At 73.8% G+C, this 17,562-nt stretch carries 1 protein-coding gene; it reads right to left on the reverse strand.

The window, feature by feature from the left end; translation table 11 throughout:
* Positions 1–2 precede the first annotated feature (2 nt).
* Positions 3–17,558, reverse strand: coding sequence for a non-ribosomal peptide synthetase (locus tag OHA91_RS10245; RefSeq protein WP_328739130.1), 17,556 nt, complete (start codon positions 17,556–17,558; stop codon positions 3–5).
* Positions 17,559–17,562 lie beyond the last annotated feature (4 nt).

Genomic DNA, 17,562 nt, shown 5'->3' on the forward strand with positions numbered 1-17,562 from the left:
GGTCAGTTCCCCCCGAGGTGCTGGTTGATGATGCGGGCGATCTCGGCCGCGGGCTGGGCCTTCGGCATGCCCATGTGCGTGGCGTCGATGTCGTATTCGTGGACCGTGCCGCCGATGTGCGGGGCCCAGATGGCGGCGTAGGACTCGTCCGGGTTCCGGGTGGCGTTGAAGAAGACCGCGTCGCCGTCGTAGACGGGCGAGTCCCACTCCAGGAGCATCTCGGCGTGCGACTTGAAGAGGTGGCTGCCGTTCTCCACCAGGGCCTCGCGGTCCTCGTCCACGCCGGAGCCGATGAAGAACTCCTTGAAGAACTCCCGGACCTCCGGCATGTTCACCGGGTCCTCGATGTGCCGGAACCAGCCGCTCGGCGGGCTGTCCATGAGGGCCAGCAGCGCCACCTGGTGTCCGCGCCGCTTCAGTTCGGCGGCGAGGGCGTGCGCGTAGGTGCCGCCCGTGGAGTGCCCCACCAGGTGGTAGGGGCCCTGCGGCTGGACCGCGAGGATCTGCTCCAGGTAGTCGTCGAGCATCGCCTGCGTGGACCCGGCCCGGCCCGTGCCGTCGAAGCCGCGGCCCTGGATGCCGTACACCGGCCGGTCCCCGAGGAGCTGGGCGAGGCCCACGTAGGACCAGCACAGTCCGACACCCGGGTGGACGAACCACAGCGGCGCCTTGGAGCCCTCGGTCCGCATCGGCAGGACCACCGCGAAGGGGTCCGCGAAGACGGGCGCCTGGGCCGTCTTGACCTGGGCCTCCAGGTACTCGGCCAGCTTGGCCACCGTGGTGGCCCCGAACATCACGCGGATCGGGACCTTGGCCCCGAGGACCGCGCGGATCCGGCTGATGAGCTTGGTCAGGCGCAGCGAGTGGCCGCCCAGGTCGAAGAAGTCGTCGTCGATGCCGACCCGCTCCAGTTCGAGGGCCTCGGCGAACAGCTTCGCCAGGGTGGTCTCGAGCGGGTTGCGCGGGGCGCGGTAGTCGACTCCGCCGCTGTACTCCGGGTCCGGGAGGGCGTCGCGGTCGAGCTTGCCGTTCGGGGTGAGCGGCAGCTGCTCCAGGGTGACGAAGGCGGACGGGACCATGTACTCCGGCATGCGGCTGGTGAGGTGCTTGCGCAGGTCCTCGGCCACCACGCTCTCGCCCGGTGCGGGAATGACGTAGGCGACGAGCTGCTTGTCGCCGGCCAGGTTGTCGCGGGCGGTCACGACGCCGTGGTCCACCGTCGGGTGGGCCGCGAGCGCCGTCTCGATCTCGCCGAGCTCGATGCGGTAGCCGCGCACCTTGATCTGGTTGTCGGTGCGGCCGCGGAAGACGAGCTCGCCGTCGTGGCTCCACTCGACGAGGTCGCCGGTGCGGTACATGCGCTCGCCGGGCTCCCCGAACGGGCAGGCCGTGAACCGCTGGGCGGTCAGGTCGGGCCGGCCGACGTAGCCGCGGGTCAGTCCCGCGCCGGCGATGTAGAGCTCACCGGGCACGCCCGGCAGGACCGGCCGCAGCGCGGAGTCCAGGACGTAGACGCGGGTGTTGCGGATGGGGCGGCCGATGGTGACGGCGGTGCCGGCGGTGAGCTCGCCGGCCGTGGCGCCGATGGTGGTCTCCGTCGGTCCGTAACCGTTGAACATCCGGCGTCCGGCCGACCAGGTGGCGACCAGTTCCGGCGAGGCGGCCTCGCCGGCCACCATCAGCGCCTCGACCGAGGACAGCGATCCGGCCGGCATGGCGGCGAGCACCGTGGGCGTCAGGATCGCGTGGGTCACCCCGAACGCGTCGGCGGTCTCGGCGAGCGGCGCCCCGGGGGCGAGCCGGTCCGGGTCGGCCATGACCAGGGCTCCCCCGGCGAAGAGGGACATGCACATCTCGCCGACGGAGATGTCGAAGCTCGGCGAGGCGAACTGCAGGACCCGGCTTCGGGCGGTGATGCCCAGCAGCCCGGTCACCTCCGCGACCATGTTGGCGAAACCGGTGTGGGTGACGGCCACGCCCTTCGGCCGGCCGGTGGAGCCCGAGGTGTAGATGACGTAGGCGGTGTTGGCGACCGCGAGCGGGCGGAGCCGCTGCGCGTCGGCCGGCGGCGTGCCGCCCGCGCCGTCCAGGGCCGCGGCGAACTCCGGTGCGTCCAGGGTCAGCAGCTCCGACGGCAGGTCGGGCAGCCGGTCGGACGTCGCCCGGTCCACCAGGATCAGTCCGGTCCCGGAGTCCTCGACCATGTAGGTGAGCCGGTCGGCCGGGTAGGCCGGGTCGAGCGGCAGGTAGGCGCCGCCCGCCTTCATCACGGCGAGGACCGCGACCGGCCACTGCGGCGAGCGCCGCAGGGCCACGCCGACGACCGCCTCCGGTCCGACGCCGCGCTCGACCAGGATCCGCGCCAGCCGGTTCGCCCGCGCGTCCAGTTCCGCGTAGGTCACCTTCTGGTCCTCGAAGATGACCGCGATCTCGTCGGGTGCCTCGGCGGCCTTCCGCTCGAACAGGGCGGGCAGGGTGAGCGCCGGCTCCTCGGTCCGCGTCCGGTTGAAGTCCAGCAGGAGGCGCTCGCGTTCGGCCTCGTGCAGGACGTCCAGCGCGCCCACCGGGATCTCCGGGTCGGCGATGAGCTGCCGCAGGATGTGCAGCACCCGCTCGGCGATCCGCTCCACCGTCCGCGCGCCGATCTCCTGCCGCTGGTACTGGAGGATCATGCGCAGGTGGGGCTCGGCGTCGGCGGCGAGGCCCACGAGGTAGGCGGCGCCGGCGGAGGGCCGGATCCCGGTGAAGGAGACGCCCGCCGCGGTGTTGGCCGCGCCCAGTGCCTCCTTGTCGACCGGGAAGGACTGGAAGAGGACGATGGTGTTGAAGAGCTCCTTCAGGCCGGCCTCCCGCTGGATGCGGTGCAGCCCGAAGTGGTGGTGGTCCAGCAGCGCCGTCTGGCGCTCCTGGAGGTTCCTCAGCACCTGGGCGAGCGTGTCGCTGGGCGCGTACTCGGCCCGGATGGGCAGCGAGTTCACGAACAGGCCCACCATCTGGTCGACGCCGGGCACCTCCGCGGGCCGGCCGGACACGGTCGTGCCGAAGATGACGTCCCGCTTGCCGGTGAGCTGTCCGAGCATCAGCGCCCAGACGCCCTGGACCAGGGTGCCCATGGACACGCCCAGTTCGGCGGCGCGCTTCTTCAGGGCGCGGGCCTCCTCCAGCGGCAGCGGGATGTCGACCTGTCCGACGCGGGCGTCGTCGCCGCCGTCCCCGGGGGTCTCGGCGGCGAGCAGGGTGGGCTCGCCGACGCCCTCCATCTCCTTGGCCCAGGCCGCCGCGGCGGCCTTGTCGTCCCGCCGGGACAGCCAGCGCAGGAACTCCCGGTACTCGGGCACCCGCGGCTGCTCGGAGGCGTCGCCCTCGGACGCGTACAGGTGGGCGAGGTCCCGTACGAGCAGCGGGAACGACCAGCCGTCGAAGAGCGCGTGGTGCACGGTCAGCACCAGCTCGGAGGTCTCCTCGGCGAGCTGGACCAGCGTGGCCCGCAGCATCGGCGGCTTCGCCGGGTCGAACTGCGCGTAGTGGTCCTCGGCGAGGATCCGCTCCAGCCCCTCCTCACGGGCGTTCTCGTCGAGGCCGCGCAGGTCGGCGAGCCGCCAGGGCAGTTCGACCGTGTCGAGCACGAGCTGGGTGAGGTCGCCGTTCGCGTCGGTGACGAAGGCGGTGCGCAGGTTGGCGTACCGGTCGAGGAGCGCCTGTGCCGCCACCCGCATCCGGGCCGGGTCGACCCGGCCCCGGACGTGGAAGGCCACCTGCACGATGTGCGGGTCGAAGGCGTCCTCCTCCAGGCGCATGGTCTCGAAGAGCAGGCCGAACTGGAGCGGGGTCAGCGGCCAGACGTCGGCCAGGCCCGGGTACTGCTCCTCCCAGCCCTCGATCTCGCCCTGGGTGAGGCGGACCAGCGGGACGTCGGAGGGGGTCAGGCCGCCGGCGCCGGGGGTGGCGGCGTGGCGGGCGAAGCCCTCCAGGGCGCGCACCCACAGGTCGGCCAGTTCCCGCACCTCGGCCTGCGCGAGGACGCCCGCCGGGTAGGAGACGCGGGCGTTGAACCGGGGGCCGTCGGCGGTGTCGGTGACGTAGGCGCTGATCTCGACGGTGGACAGCGCGGGCATGTCCGCGTCGAGGTCCGCGGCGAGGCCGAGCGCGTCGGCGGCCAGGTTCCAGCCGGCGCCCTGGCGGCCGTCGGCCGGTGTGCCGGCCGCGACGCGTCCCAGGTAGTTGAAGGAGATCTGCGGGGTCGGGCGCCAGTCGAGCTCGGCGGCGGTGGACGGGTTCAGGTGGCGCAGGAGGCCGAAGCCGACCCCCTTGTCGGGGACGGCCAGGAGCTGCTCCTTGACGGCCTTGAGGACGCCGCCCGCGGCGGCGCCGCCGGAGATCGCCTCCTGCACGTCGTGCCCGGCGAGGTCGAGCCGTACGGGGAACATGCTGGTGAACCAGCCGACCGTACGGGACAGGTCGGCGCCGGGCACGACCTGCTCCTCGCGGCCGTGGCCCTCCAGCCGGATCAGGGTGGAGGACGCCTCGACGCCGCGGTCCGCGCGCCACTGCGTCACCGCGAGGGCGAGCGCGGCCAGCAGGCCGTCGTTGACTCCGCCGTGGAAGGCCGTGGGCAGGGTCGTCAGCAGCGCCTCGGTGACCTGCTCCGGCAGCTCCAGGGAGACCGACTCCACGGTGGACATGACGTCCACCGCCGGGTCCAGTGCCCGCGCGCCGAGGACCGGGTCGTCGCAGTCCAGCAGCTCGGACCACTGGGCGAGTTCGGCGATGCGGTCCGGGTCGGACGCCTCGTCGAGCAGGGCGTGCGCCCAGCGGCGGGCGGAGGTGCCGACCGCGGGCAGGGCCGGTGCGGAGCCCGCCTCGATCCGCTCCCAGGCGGTGGCCAGGTCGGGGAGCAGGATGCGCCAGGACACGCCGTCGACGACGAGGTGGTGCAGGACCACCAGGAGCCGGCCGGCGCCCCGCTCCGGGGCGAACCACACGAACTGGGCCATGGTGCCGGCGGCCGGGTCCAGCCGACCGGTCGCGGCGTCCAGTTCGGCCCGGGCCGTCTCCAGCCACGCCTCGTCCCAGGTGCCCGTGCACGCCACCCGGTGCACCAGCGCGGCCGCGTCGACCGTGCCGGGGGCGGAGACCTCCAGGCTGCCGCCCGCGTCGAGGACGAGGCGGGAGCGCAGGACGTCGTGGTGGTCGAGCACCGCGTTCAGTACGGAGGTCAGGCCGTCCTCGTCGATGCCCTCGGGCAGTTCGAGCGCCGCGGACATGGAGAACCGGTCGAAACCGCCGCCGAGTTCGAGCATGTACCGCGCGATCGGGGCCAGCGGCATGGAGCCGGTACCGCCGCCGTCCAGCTCCGCGAGGGCGGGGCCGAGGTCCGCTCCGCCCGCGGCGGCGGCCAGCTCGGCGACCGTCCGCAGTTCGAAGATCTGCCGCGGGTTGACCACGACGCCCTGGGCCTTCGCCCGGGAGACGATCTGGATGGAGCGGATGCTGTCGCCGCCGATGGCGAAGAAGTCGTCGTCGATGCCGACCCGTTCCAGGCCGAGCACCTCGGAGTAGACGGCGGCGAGCACCTCCTCGGTCCGGTCGCGCGGGGCGCGGTAGCTCTCGCCGGTGAAGTCCGGCTCGGGCAGGGCCGCGCGGTCCAGCTTGCCGTTGGGAGCCAGCGGCAGCCGGTCCAGCGGCACGAGGACCGCGGGGACCATGAACTCCGGCAGCCGGCCGGTGACGAAGCGGCGCAGCTCGCGCATGCTGAGTCCGGAGGTCATGTCGGCCTCGAAGCGTCCCTGGGCGTCGACCTGGCCGCCGGAGTCCGGCGAGCCGACCACGTAGCCGACGAGGCGCTTGGACCCGTCGGGGGCGCTCTGGGCGGTCACCACGGCGTGCTCGACGCCCGGGTGGGCGGTCAGGGCCGCCTCGATCTCGCCGGGCTCGATGCGGAACCCGCGGATCTTGAGCTGGGCGTCGCCGCGGCCGACGTACTCCAGCTGTCCGTCGGCCCGCCACCGGGCGAGGTCGCCGGTGCGGTACATCCGCGATCCGGGCGCACCGTAGGGGTCGGCGGTGAAGCGCTCGGCGGTCAGTGCGGCGCGGCCGTGGTAGCCGCGGGAGATGTTGCCGGCGACGTAGAGCTCGCCGACGGCGCCCACGGGCACCGGCGCCAGGCCGGCCCCCAGGACGTACGCGCGCATGTTGCCCAGGGGTGCGCCGATCGGGGCGGTGTGCGCGGCGTCCCGCTCGCCGTCGGCCGGGAGCACGAAGGTGCTCGCGTAGAAGCTCTCGGTCTGGCCGTAGGCGTTGACGACCCGGACGCCGGGAATGGTCTCGCGGACCCGGGCGGCCAGGGAGGCGGGCAGTGCCTCGCCGGCGAACACCACGGCGTCCGCGGTGATCCTGCCGTCGACCTGGTCGAGGAGCTCGGCGAAGACGGAGGGGACGGTGCTGATCACACCGCCGGTCCAGCCGCCGCGCTCGCCGATGACGAGGACGTCGCGGGCCAGTTCGACCGTGCCGCCCGCCGTCAGCGTGGTGAAGACCTCGAAGACGGAGACGTCGAAGTTGACGGAGGCGGCGGCGAGGGTGCGGGTGCCGGAGTCCACGCCGATCGCGGAGGCGAGCCGCAGCAGGCCGTTGACGACGCCTGCGTGGGTGACGGTCACGCCCTTCGGGACGCCCGTGGAGCCCGACGTGTACATCACGTACGCGGCGTTGCCGGGCAGCGCGGCCGCGGGCGCCGCCGCGGCCGGGCCGGCGGGTGTGCCGAGGGCCAGGTCGCCCAGGTACAGGCGGGGGGTCTCCGACTCGGGCAGGACGTCGGCGGTGGCCGCGTCCGTCACCACCAGTGCCGGCCGGGCGTCGGCCAGGATGTGCTCCAGTCGCCGGCTCGGGTACTTCGGGTCGATCGGCAGGTAGGCGCCGCCGGCCTTCAGGACGCCCAGCAGGGCTGCGACCAGGTCCGCGGTGCGCGGCAGGGCGACGCCCACCACGCTCTCGGGGCCCACGCCGTGCCGGCCGAGCTCACGCGCCAGCCGGTTCGCCCGCTCGTCCAGCTCGCGGTAGGTCAGCGACTCCTCGCCGCAGACCAGTGCGACCGCGTCGGGCCGCCGCGCGGCCTGCAGCTCGAACAGGGCGGGCACGGTGACCTCGGGGGTCGGCTCCTGCGTGGCGTTGAAGCCGTGCAGCACCCGCTCGCGTTCGGCTCCGTCCACCAGTTCCACGGAGGCCACCCGCTGCTCGGGAGCGGCGGCCAGCAGGCCCACGACCCGTACGAAGCGGTCGGCGACGGCCTGGGCGGTCTCCCGGTCGAACAGGTCGGTGGCGTACTCCAGGAGACCCACCACGCCCATGCCGGGCAGGTCGGCCATGTTGAAGAACAGGTCGAACTTGGCGGTCTCGGTGCGGACCCGCTCGAACTCCACCTGCAGACTCGGCAGCGCGAAGTCCTTCCGGGCGAAGTTCTGCCAGGCGAACATCACCTGGAAGAGCGGGGAGTAGGCGGTGGACCGCTCGGGGTTGAGGACCTCCACCAGCCGCTCGAAGGGCACGTCCTGGTTGTCGTAGGCGGCCAGGGACTTGGCCCGGACGCGCTCCAGCAGCTCCGTGAACGCGGGGTTGCCCGACAGGTCGACGCGCAGCACCCAGGTGTTGACGAAGAAGCCGACCAGTTCGGCGAGGGCCTCGTCGGTACGGTTGGCGATCGGGGAGCCGATCGTCAGGTCGTCGCCGCCGCCGAGCCCGTGCAGCAGGACGGCCAGGGCGGACTGGAGCACCATCGAGGAGGTCGCGCCGCTGCGGCGCGCCAGGTCCTCGACCGCGGCCGCCACCTCGGGGGCCAGGGCGAACTCCACGGCGTCGCCGCGGTGGGAGGCCTTGGCCGGGCGCGGGCGGTCGGAGGCGAGCTGGAGCGGCTGCGGCACGCCGGCCAGCTCCTCCCGCCAGTAGCCCACCTGCGCGGCGAGCGCGCTGGCCGGGTCCTCCTCGTCGCCGAGCACCTCGCGCTGCCACAGCGTGTAGTCGACGTACTGGACGGGGAGTTCCGCCCACTGCGGGGCGCCGCCGTCCTTGCGGGCCGCGTAGGCGGTGGCGAGGTCGCGGGCCAGCGGGGCCATGGAGGAGCCGTCGCTGGCGATGTGGTGGATGAGCAGGACCAGGACGTGCTCCTGCGCTCCGAGCCGGAGCACGGGGGCCCGTACCGGGATCTCCGTGGCCAGGTCGAAGAGGTACGCCGAGGCCTCGGCCATGGCGTCGGCCAGACCGCCGGGGGCCACCTCCACGAGCGGGACCTGCAGCCGGGCCTCGTCGGCCGTCAGCACGTGCTGGGCGGGGACGCCGTCGGCGTCCTCGACGATCAGCGTGCGCAGGCTCTCGTGGCGGGCCACGACGTCGCGCAGCGCGGCCTCCAGCGCCGGCAGGTCCAGCTCGCCGGTGAGGCGGAGCGGGAAGGGGGCGTTGTACGTCGCCGAGGGGCCCTCGAACCGGTCGATGAACCACAGGCGGCGCTGGGCGAACGACAGCGGTACGGAGTCCGGGCGCTCGGCGGTGCGCCGCAGCGGGGCCCGGACGGGCGCGCCGGCGGCGAGGTGCTCCACCAGCTCCACGACGGTCGGGGCGTCGAAGACGACCCTGATGGGCAGTTCGACGTCGAGGACCTGCCGGATCCGGCTGACGAGCCGGGTGGCGAGCAGGGAGTGGCCGCCCAGGGCGAAGAAGTCGTCGTCGATGCCGACCCGGTCCAGGCCGAGCACCGCGGCGAACAGGCCGCACAGGACCTCTTCCTGCGGGGTGCGCGGGTTGCGGCCGGTGGCGGCCGCCGCGAAGTCGGGGGCGGGCAGGGCCCGCTGGTCCAGCTTCCCGTTGGGCGTCAGCGGCACCTCGGCGATGGCGACGACGGAGGACGGCACCAGGTGCTCCGGGAGCCGTTCCCCGAGGTAGCCGCGCAGGGCGCCGACGAGCGTGCCGATCCGGCCCGCGGCGGCGGGCTCGTTGGCCAGGACCCGGTCGGCGCGGCCCGAGGGCGTGAAGCCGCCGGTGAAGACCTGGTCGGTGACGGGGCCGGCGGGGACGATCACCGCGTCGAAGCACTCGGCCGCGGCGGCCGACCAGGTGAGCAGTACGCCCCAGCCGCGCTCGGCGGCCCATTCGCGCAGGTCCTGCGGGTCGAGGGCGGGGCCCGCGACGGCGGGTGCCTCGATCACGCCGACCGCGGCGGCGGACTCGACCTCGTCGGCGAGCCGCGCGTTGGGGATGCGGGTGACGCGTACGGGCTGCTCGCCGTGGCCGCGGACGAACTCCTCCAGGCCGAAGAAGTCCTCGACCTGGCGGCCCCAGCGCACCGCCGGGACGTCGTGCAGGTCGGTCGCGGCGACGGGCGCCTTGTGCAACAGGACCTCGTAGCGGTGGCGGGTCAGCTCGTTGTGGGGGCGGCCGGCCTTCAGCCGGATGTCCACGCCGCCCGCGCCGTGCCGCTCGGCCCACCGGGTGAACCACTCGGGGTCGAGGACGAGCTCCTTCTCCATGAGGATCGCGCGGGCGACGGCGGCGCGGCTCACCGAGGCGGAGGCCTCGGGGTGCAGCGCCCGCTGCACCCCGCTGCGGAAGAGCCGCAGCGTGGCGGCGTTGCGGACGTCGCCGACGAGGATGCGCCCGCCGGGGGCCAGCAGTTCCATCGCGCCGGCCAGGACCCGGTCCATGTACTCGGCGTCGGGGAAGTACTGCACGACCGAGTTGACGACGACGAGGTCGAAGTGCTCGCGCGGCAGGCCGGAGACGTCGTCGCCGTTCTGGTGGCGCAGGTGCACGCGGTCGCCGAAGCCGGTCTGTTCGACCTGTACGAGCAGCCGGTCGACGACGGCGGCCGACATGTCGGTCCCCCAGTACTCCTCCACCTGGCCGAGGGTCTGGGACATGAGCAGGCCGGTGCCGACGCCGATCTCCATGACGCGGCGCGGCGACCAGTTGGTGATCTGCTCCACCGCGGCGTCCCGCCACACGGCCATCTCGTCGAGGGCGATGGGCGTCCCGCCGGTGTAGCTGGAGTTCCAGCCGGTGAAGTCCTCGCCCCAGGCGGCGTCGGAGACGGCGTAGAGGTCGTCGTAGATCTCCTCCCACTCGTCGACCTGCTCCTCGGCGCCGGAGGTGTCGGAGCCGTCGACGCGCGGGACCACGTACCCGACCAGGCGGCGTTCGCCGGCCCGGTCCTCGTTCCAGGTGACGACGGCCTGGGCGACGTCGGGGTGGGCGGCCAGGGCGGCCTCGACCTCGGCGGGCTCGATGCGGAAGCCGCGGATCTTGACCTGGGTGTCGGCGCGGCCCCGGAAGACGAGTTCGCCGTCCGCCGTCCAGGCCACGACGTCGCCGGTGCGGTACATGCGCTCGCCGGGGACGCCGAACGGGGAGGCGACGAAGCGCTCGGAGGTCAGGGCGGAGCGGTGGGCGTAGCCGCGGGCGAGGCCCGCGCCGGCGATGTACAGCTCGCCGGGGACGCCGGGGAGGGTGGGGCGCAGGCCCGCGTCGAGGACGTAGACCCGCATGTTGTCCATCGGGCGGCCGATCGGGATCGGCTCGCCGACCCGGTCGGGGTCGGCCATGGGGTGGGTGGTGGCGAAGGTGGTGGTCTCGGTGGGGCCGTAGCCGTCGACGACCTTCAGGCCGGGGCAGGCCCGCAGGGCGCGCGTCACCGAGGCCGGGGAGACGACGTCGCCGCCGGTCCAGACCTCGGCGACGCCGGCGAAGCACTCCGGGTTCTCGTCGGCGATCACCTTGAACAGGCCGGCGGTCAGCCACAGCGCGGTGACCTGCTGCTCGGTGACGACGGCGGCGAGGGCTCCGGCGTCCAGCTTGCCGACGGGCGCCACCACGGCGGTGCCGCCGCCGAGCAGCGGGACCCACAGCTCGTAGGTGGAGGCGTCGAAGGACTGCGCGGAGTGGACGAGGACCCGCCGGTGGGCGCCGCTGCGGTACCGGCGGTCCAGGGCCAGGCCGGAGACGGCCCGGTGGGTGACGCCGACGCCCTTGGGCAGGCCCGTCGAACCGGACGTGTACATCACGTACGCGAGCTGGTCGACGCGCTCGTGGGCGGCCGCGGCCGGCGCGTCGCCGGGGGCCGCGGCGACGGCCGCGGTGGTGTCCGCATCGTCCAGGACGAGGTACGGGCAGGCCCCGCCGGGCAGGCCCGCGACGATCTCGGAGTCCGTCAGGAGCAGCGTCGGGGCGGCGTCGGCCAGCATGAAGGCGATGCGCTCGGCCGGGTACTCGGGGTCCACCGGCAGGTAGGCGCCGCCGGCCTTGAGGACGGCCAGCAGGGCCACGACGAGCTCGGGCGAGCGCGGCAGGGCCACGCCGACGACTGACTCCTGGCCGACACCGCGGGCGGCCAGGACGTGGGCCAGCCGGTTGGCGCGGGTGTCCAGCTCCCGGTAGGTGAGGGTGCGGCTGCCGGCGGCGACGGCGATGTCGTCCGGCGCGGCGGCGGCCCGCTCCTCGAACAGGGCGGGGACGGTCCTGCCGGGGACGGCGACGGCCGTGTCGTTGAACCCGTCGAGGACCCGGGCGCGTTCGGCGGACTCCAGGACGTGGACCGAGCCGACGCGGGCCTCGGGGTCCGCCACGAGCTCCTGGAGGATCCGTGCGAAGCGGGCGGCGATGCCCTCGACGGTCTCCGGGTCGAAGAGGTGGTGCTGGTACTGCAGGGCCACCCGCAGGTGCGGGTCGGCGAAGGCCATCACGACCAGCGGGTAGTGGGCGCCGCTGAGCGGGCTGATGCCCGTGACCGAGATGCCCGCGGCCGAGTTCGCCTCCTTGATGGCGACACCGTCGATCGGGTACGACTCGAAGCCGACGAGGGTGTCGAAGAGGACGTTCAGCCCGACCGAGCGGTGGATGTCCAGCAGCCCGTGGTGGTGGTGGTCGAGCAGGGCGCTCTGCCGGTTCTGCAGGTCGCGCAGCAGGCCGCCGAGGGTGGCGCCGGGGGTGCACTCCACCCGCACGGGCAGGGTGTTGATGAACAGGCCGACCATCGAGTCGACGCCGGGGACGACGGGCGGGCGGCCGGAGACGGTGGCGCCGAAGACGACGTCGTGGCGGCCGGTCAGTCCGGCGAGGACGAGCGCCCAGGTGCCCTGGACGAGGGTGTTGAGGGTGAGGCCAAGCTCGGCGGCGCGGCGGCCGAGCTCGCGGGCGTCGTCCGCGGACAGCGGGATGTCGATCTGGCCGATGCCGGCCGGGTCGGCCGCGGCGCCCGCGTCCGGGGCGATCAGCGTCGGCGACTCGACCCCGGCGAGCTCGGCGGCCCAGGCGCGGGCGGAGGCCTCGCGGTCCTGGCCGGCCTGCCACACCAGGAAGTCGCGGTAGCCGGGCACCCGCGGCAGCGCGCAGGCGTCGCCCTCGGAGCCGTACAGCCGCAGCAGGTCCTGCATGAGGACCGGGATGGACCACCCGTCGAAGAGGACGTGGTGGGCGGTGAAGACGAGCTCCCAGCGGTCGGGGGCCAGCATGACGAGGGACATCCGCACGAGCGGGGCCCGGGTCAGGTCGAAGTGCGAGGCGTGGTCCTCCGCCAGGAAGCGCTTCAGCGCCTCCTCGCGGCCCTCCTCGCCGAACCCGCTGAGGTCGAGGTACTGCCAGGGCAGCTCCACGCGGTCCCGTACGACCTGCACGCGGTCGCCGGCCGCGTCGTACACGAACGCGGCGCGGAGGTTGGCGTACCGGTCGAGCAGCGCCTGGCCGGCGGCCCGCATGCGGGCCGGCTCGACCTCGCCGGCGAGGTGGAAGACGAGCTGCATCTGGTAGGCGTCGAAGGTGGAGCCGGCGAGCTGGGCGTGGAAGAGCAGGCCGTCCTGCATGGTGGTCAGCGGCCAGACGTCTTCCAGGCCGGGGTAGTGCTCCTCCCAGGCCTCGATCTCGTCCTGGCCCACCCTGACGAGCGGTACGTCCGAGGGGGTCAGGCCGCCCGCGCCGGGCGCGGCGGCGTGCCGGGCCAGGGCGTTCAGGGCGGTGCTCCACAGCTCGGCGAGCTCCTCGACGTCCTCCTTGGCGAGCAGGCTCGTGGGGAAGGCGAGGCGGGCGGTGAGCTGCGGGCCCTGCTCGGTGTCGGTGACGAGAGCGCCGACGTCGAGCGTGGAGAGGGCCGGCATCCGCCCGCCCGGCTGCGCGATCAGCTCGGTGGTGCCCTCGGCGAGGGTCCAGCCCAGGCCGCGCAGGTGCTCGGGCGCGTCCGAGGAGGACGAGAAGCGGCCGAGGTAGTTGAAGCCGATCTGGCCGGTGGGGTAGCGGCGCAGCACGTCGGCGGTCTGCGGGTTGAGGTGGCGCAGCAGGCCGTAGCCGACGCCCTTGTCCGGAAGGGACAGGAGCTGCTCCTTGACGGCCTTGACCGCGGCGCCGGCGGCGGCGCCGCCGGCGAACGCGTCGTCGAGGTCGATCCCGGCGAGGTCGAGGCGGACGGGGAACATGGTGGTGAACCAGCCCACGGTGCGCGACAGGTCGGCGCCCGGTACGACGTCCTCCTCGCGGCCGTGTCCCTCGACCCGGATCAGGGCGGAGGACTCGTCGATGCCGCGGGCCGCGCGCCAGCGGGCGACGGCCAGGGCCAGCGCGGCGAGCAGGCCGTCGTTGACGCCGCCGTGGAAGGCGGCCGGGAGGGTGGTCAGCAGGGTCTGGGTGACCGGCACGGGAAGCGTGAGCCAGGTGTGGTCGACCGTGGACATGACGTCGACGGCCGGGTCCAGGGCGCGCGATCCGAGGAGGGGGTCGGGTCCCGCGACGACCGAGCGCCACAGGGCGAGTTCGGCGACGCGTCCGGGTGTGCGCGCCTCGTCGGCCAGGGCGTGCGCCCAGCGGCGCGCCGAGGTGCCCGTCGCGGGCAGGTCGGGCGTGCGGCCCTCGCGGACCTGCTCCCAGGCGGCGGCGAGGTCCGGCAGCAGGATGCGCCAGGACACGCCGTCGACGACGAAGTGGTGCAGGACCAGCAGCAGGCGGCCTGCGCCGTCCTGCGCGTCGAACCAGACGAACTGCGCCATGGTGCCGGCGGCGGCGTCCAGCCGTCCGGTGGCGGCGTCGAGCTCGGCGGTGGCCCGCTCGAACCACCGCTCGTCCCAGGTGCCGTCGCACTCGACGCGGTGGATCAGCGCGTCGGCGTCGACGGAGCCGGGTGCGGCCACCTCCAGGGCGGCTCCCCCCTCGCCGGTGACCAGCCGGGAGCGCAGGATGTCGTGGCGGTCCAGGACCGCGCCGAGGGTGGCGGCGAGCCCGGCCCGGTCGATGCCCTCGGGGAGCTCGACGGCGGTGGACATGGCGAACCGGTCGGTGTCCTCGCCCAGTTCGAGCAGGTACTCCCCGATCGGCAGCAGCGGCATCCGGCCGGTGCCGCCGCCTTCGAGTTCCGCGAGCTGCGGCCCGGTGCCGGCTTCGGTGCCGAGGATCGCGACCGCGGCCAGTTCGGCGACGGTGCGGTGGTCGAAGATCTGGCGCGGGCTGACCTCCACGCCGCCGCTGCGGGCGCGGGAGACGACCTGGATGGAGCGGATGCTGTCGCCGCCGATGGCGAAGAAGTCGTCGTCGATGCCGACCCGGTCGAGGCCGAGGACCTCGGCGTAGACGGCGGCGAGGACCTCCTCGGCGGCGTCGCGCGGGGCGCGGTACTCGCCGCCGCTGAAGTCGGGCTCGGGCAGCGCCGCCAGGTCGAGCTTGCCGTTGGCGGTCAGTGGCAGCCGGCCGACCATGACGAACACGGACGGGACCATGAACTCGGGCAGCCGGCCCGCGGCGAAGCGCCGCAGCTCGCGCACGGACACGTTGGTGGTGAGGTCGACGTCGAGGTCGCCGAGGCTGGCGACGGTGCCGAAGCCGCCCTGGTCGGCGTCGAGCGGGACGACGTGGCAGACGAGCTGCTTGCTGCCACGGCCCTCGCGGATCGTGACCACGGCCTGGGCGACGCCCGGGTGGGCGGTCAGGACCGCCTCGATCTCGCCGGGCTCGATGCGGAAGCCGCGCACCTTCATCTGCGCGTCGTCGCGGCCCGCGTACTCCAGCTGCCCGGCGGTGTTCCAGCGCGCCAGGTCACCGGTGCGGTACATGCGCGATCCGGGCGCGCCGTAGGGGTCGGCGAGGAAACGGTCGGCGGTCAGGGCGGCGCGGCCGAAGTAGCCGCGGCCGATCTCGCCGGCGACGTACAGCTCGCCGACCACACCGGCCGGGACGGGCAGCAGGCCGGGGCCGAGGACGTAGGTGCGGACGTTGCCGAGCGGGGAGCCGATGGGGGCGCTGCCGGCGCCGTCCCAGTCCTCGTCGGCGGGCAGCGCGAAGGTGGTGGCGTAGAACGACTCGCTCTGGCCGTAGGCGTTGACCACCCGGACACCGGGGATCGCCTCGCGGACGCGCCGAACGAGGGAGGTGGGGAGCGCCTCGCCGGCGAATACGACGGTGTCGACGGCGATGCCGTCGCCGACCTGTCCGAGGAGTTCGGCGAAGACGGACGGGACGGTGCTGATCACTCCGCCGCTCCAGCCGCCGCGCTCGCCGATCACCAGTGCGTCACGCACCAGTTCGACGGTGCCGCCGGAGCAGAGGGTCGCGAAGATCTCGAAGACGGACACGTCGAAGTTGACCGAGGTGCCGGCCAGGACGCGCGTACCGGCGCCGACGCCGATGGCCGAGGCCAGGCCGAGGACGTCGTTGACCACGTTGGCGTGGGTGATCGCGACGCCCTTGGGCGTGCCGGTGGAGCCCGAGGTGTAGATGACGTAGGCGGTCTGGCCCGGCCGGGCACCGGCGACGACGGCGGGAGCCTGTTCGTCCTGCGGGTCGCCGGAGCCGATGTCGCCGGTGAACAGCCGCGGGACCTCCGTCGGCGGCAGTACGCCGACCGTCTCGCCGTCGGTCAGGATCAGCGCGGGCGCGGCGTCGTCGAGGATGAAGTCGAGGCGGCGGCTGGGGTATCTGGGGTCGATGGGCAGGTAGGCCCCGCCGGCCTTGAGCACGCCGAGCAGGCCCGCCACCAGCTCGGCCGTGCGCGGCAGGGCGACGCCCACGAGGGTCTCGGCGCCCACGCCGCGCGCGGCCAGCTCCCGCGCGATCCGGGAGGCCCGCGCGTCGAGTTCGCGGTAGGTGAGGGTCTCGTCCCCGGCCTCCAGGGCGACCGCGTCCGGGGTGGCCTCGGCCTGCCGCTCGAAGAGCTCGCCGATCGTCACCTCGGGCAGTTCGACGGCGGTGTCGTTGAACTCGCCGACGACGCAGTCCAGTTCGTCCTGGTCCAGTACGGGCGCCAGCGCGACCGGACGGTCCGGGCGGGCGACGACCTCGCGGATCACCCGCAGGTAGCGGTCCACGACGGACTGGGCCGTGGAGCGGTCGAACAGGTCGGTGGCGTACTCCAGGTAGCAGAGCATGCCCGGGCCCTCGGGGTCCGAGAAGTAGTTGAACTCCAGGTCGAACTTGGCGGTCGGGGTGGCCAGGACCTCGAAGCGCGCCCGCTCCAGACCCGGCAGCCGCAGGTCGATCCAGGCGTCGTTCTCCCAGGTGAACATGACCTGGAACAGCGGGTGGTAGGCGGTGGAGCGCTCGGGGTTGAGGACCTCCACCAGGTGCTCGAAGGGCGCGTCCTGGTTGTCGTACGCCGTCAGCGCCTTCTGGCGCACCTGCTCCAGCACCCGGTCGAAGCTGGGGGCGCCGGAGAGGTCCGTGCGCAGCACCCAGGTGTTGACGAAGAAGCCGACCAGGTCGGCGAGTTCGTCGTCGGTGCGGCCGGCGACGGTGGAGCCGATGGCGATGTCGTGGCCGGCGCCGAGGTGCTGGAGCACCACGGCGAGGGCGGCCTGGAGCACCATCGGGACGGTCATGTCCCGCTCGCGTCCCAGGGCCTCGACGGCGGCGAGCAGTTCGGCGTCGATCGGGAAGCCGACCGTGTCACCGCGGTGGCTGGCCACCGGCGGGCGCGGGCGGTCCGTGGACAGGCGCAGCGGCGTCGGAACGCCCTGGAGCTCGTCCTTCCAGTAGGCGACCTGGGTGGAGACCACGCTCCCGGGGTCCTTCTCGTCGCCGAGCAGCTCGCGCTGCCACAGCGTGTAGTCGACGTACTGCACCGGCAGCTCGGCCCACTGCGGGGCCTCGCCGCGCAGCCGGGCGGTGTAGGCCGCGGCCAGGTCGCGGGAGAGCGGCTCCATCGACTCGCCGTCGCTGGCGATGTGGTGGACCAGCAGGAGCAGCACGTGCTCGCGCTCGCCGGAGCGCAGCAGGGTGGCGCGGACGGGTATCTCCGACGACAGGTCGAAGGTGTACTGGGCCGCCTCGCGCACGGCCTCGTCGACCGCGTCGGGAGCGACTTCCACCAGCGGTACGTCGAGCGGCGCACCGTCCACCGGCAGCACCTGCTGCGAGGGAACGCCCTGCTCGTCGACCACGATGAGCGTACGGAGGCTCTCGTGCCGGGCCACGACATCGCGCACCGCCGACTGCAGGGCAGTCCGGTCGAGCTCGCCGGTCAACCGCACGAGGAAGGGGACGTTGTACGTGGCCGACGGCCCCTCGAACCGGTCGATGAACCACAACCGACGCTGTGCGAACGACAACGGG

This window comes from Streptomyces erythrochromogenes (assembly GCF_036170895.1).
Classification (GTDB): domain Bacteria; phylum Actinomycetota; class Actinomycetes; order Streptomycetales; family Streptomycetaceae; genus Streptomyces; species Streptomyces erythrochromogenes.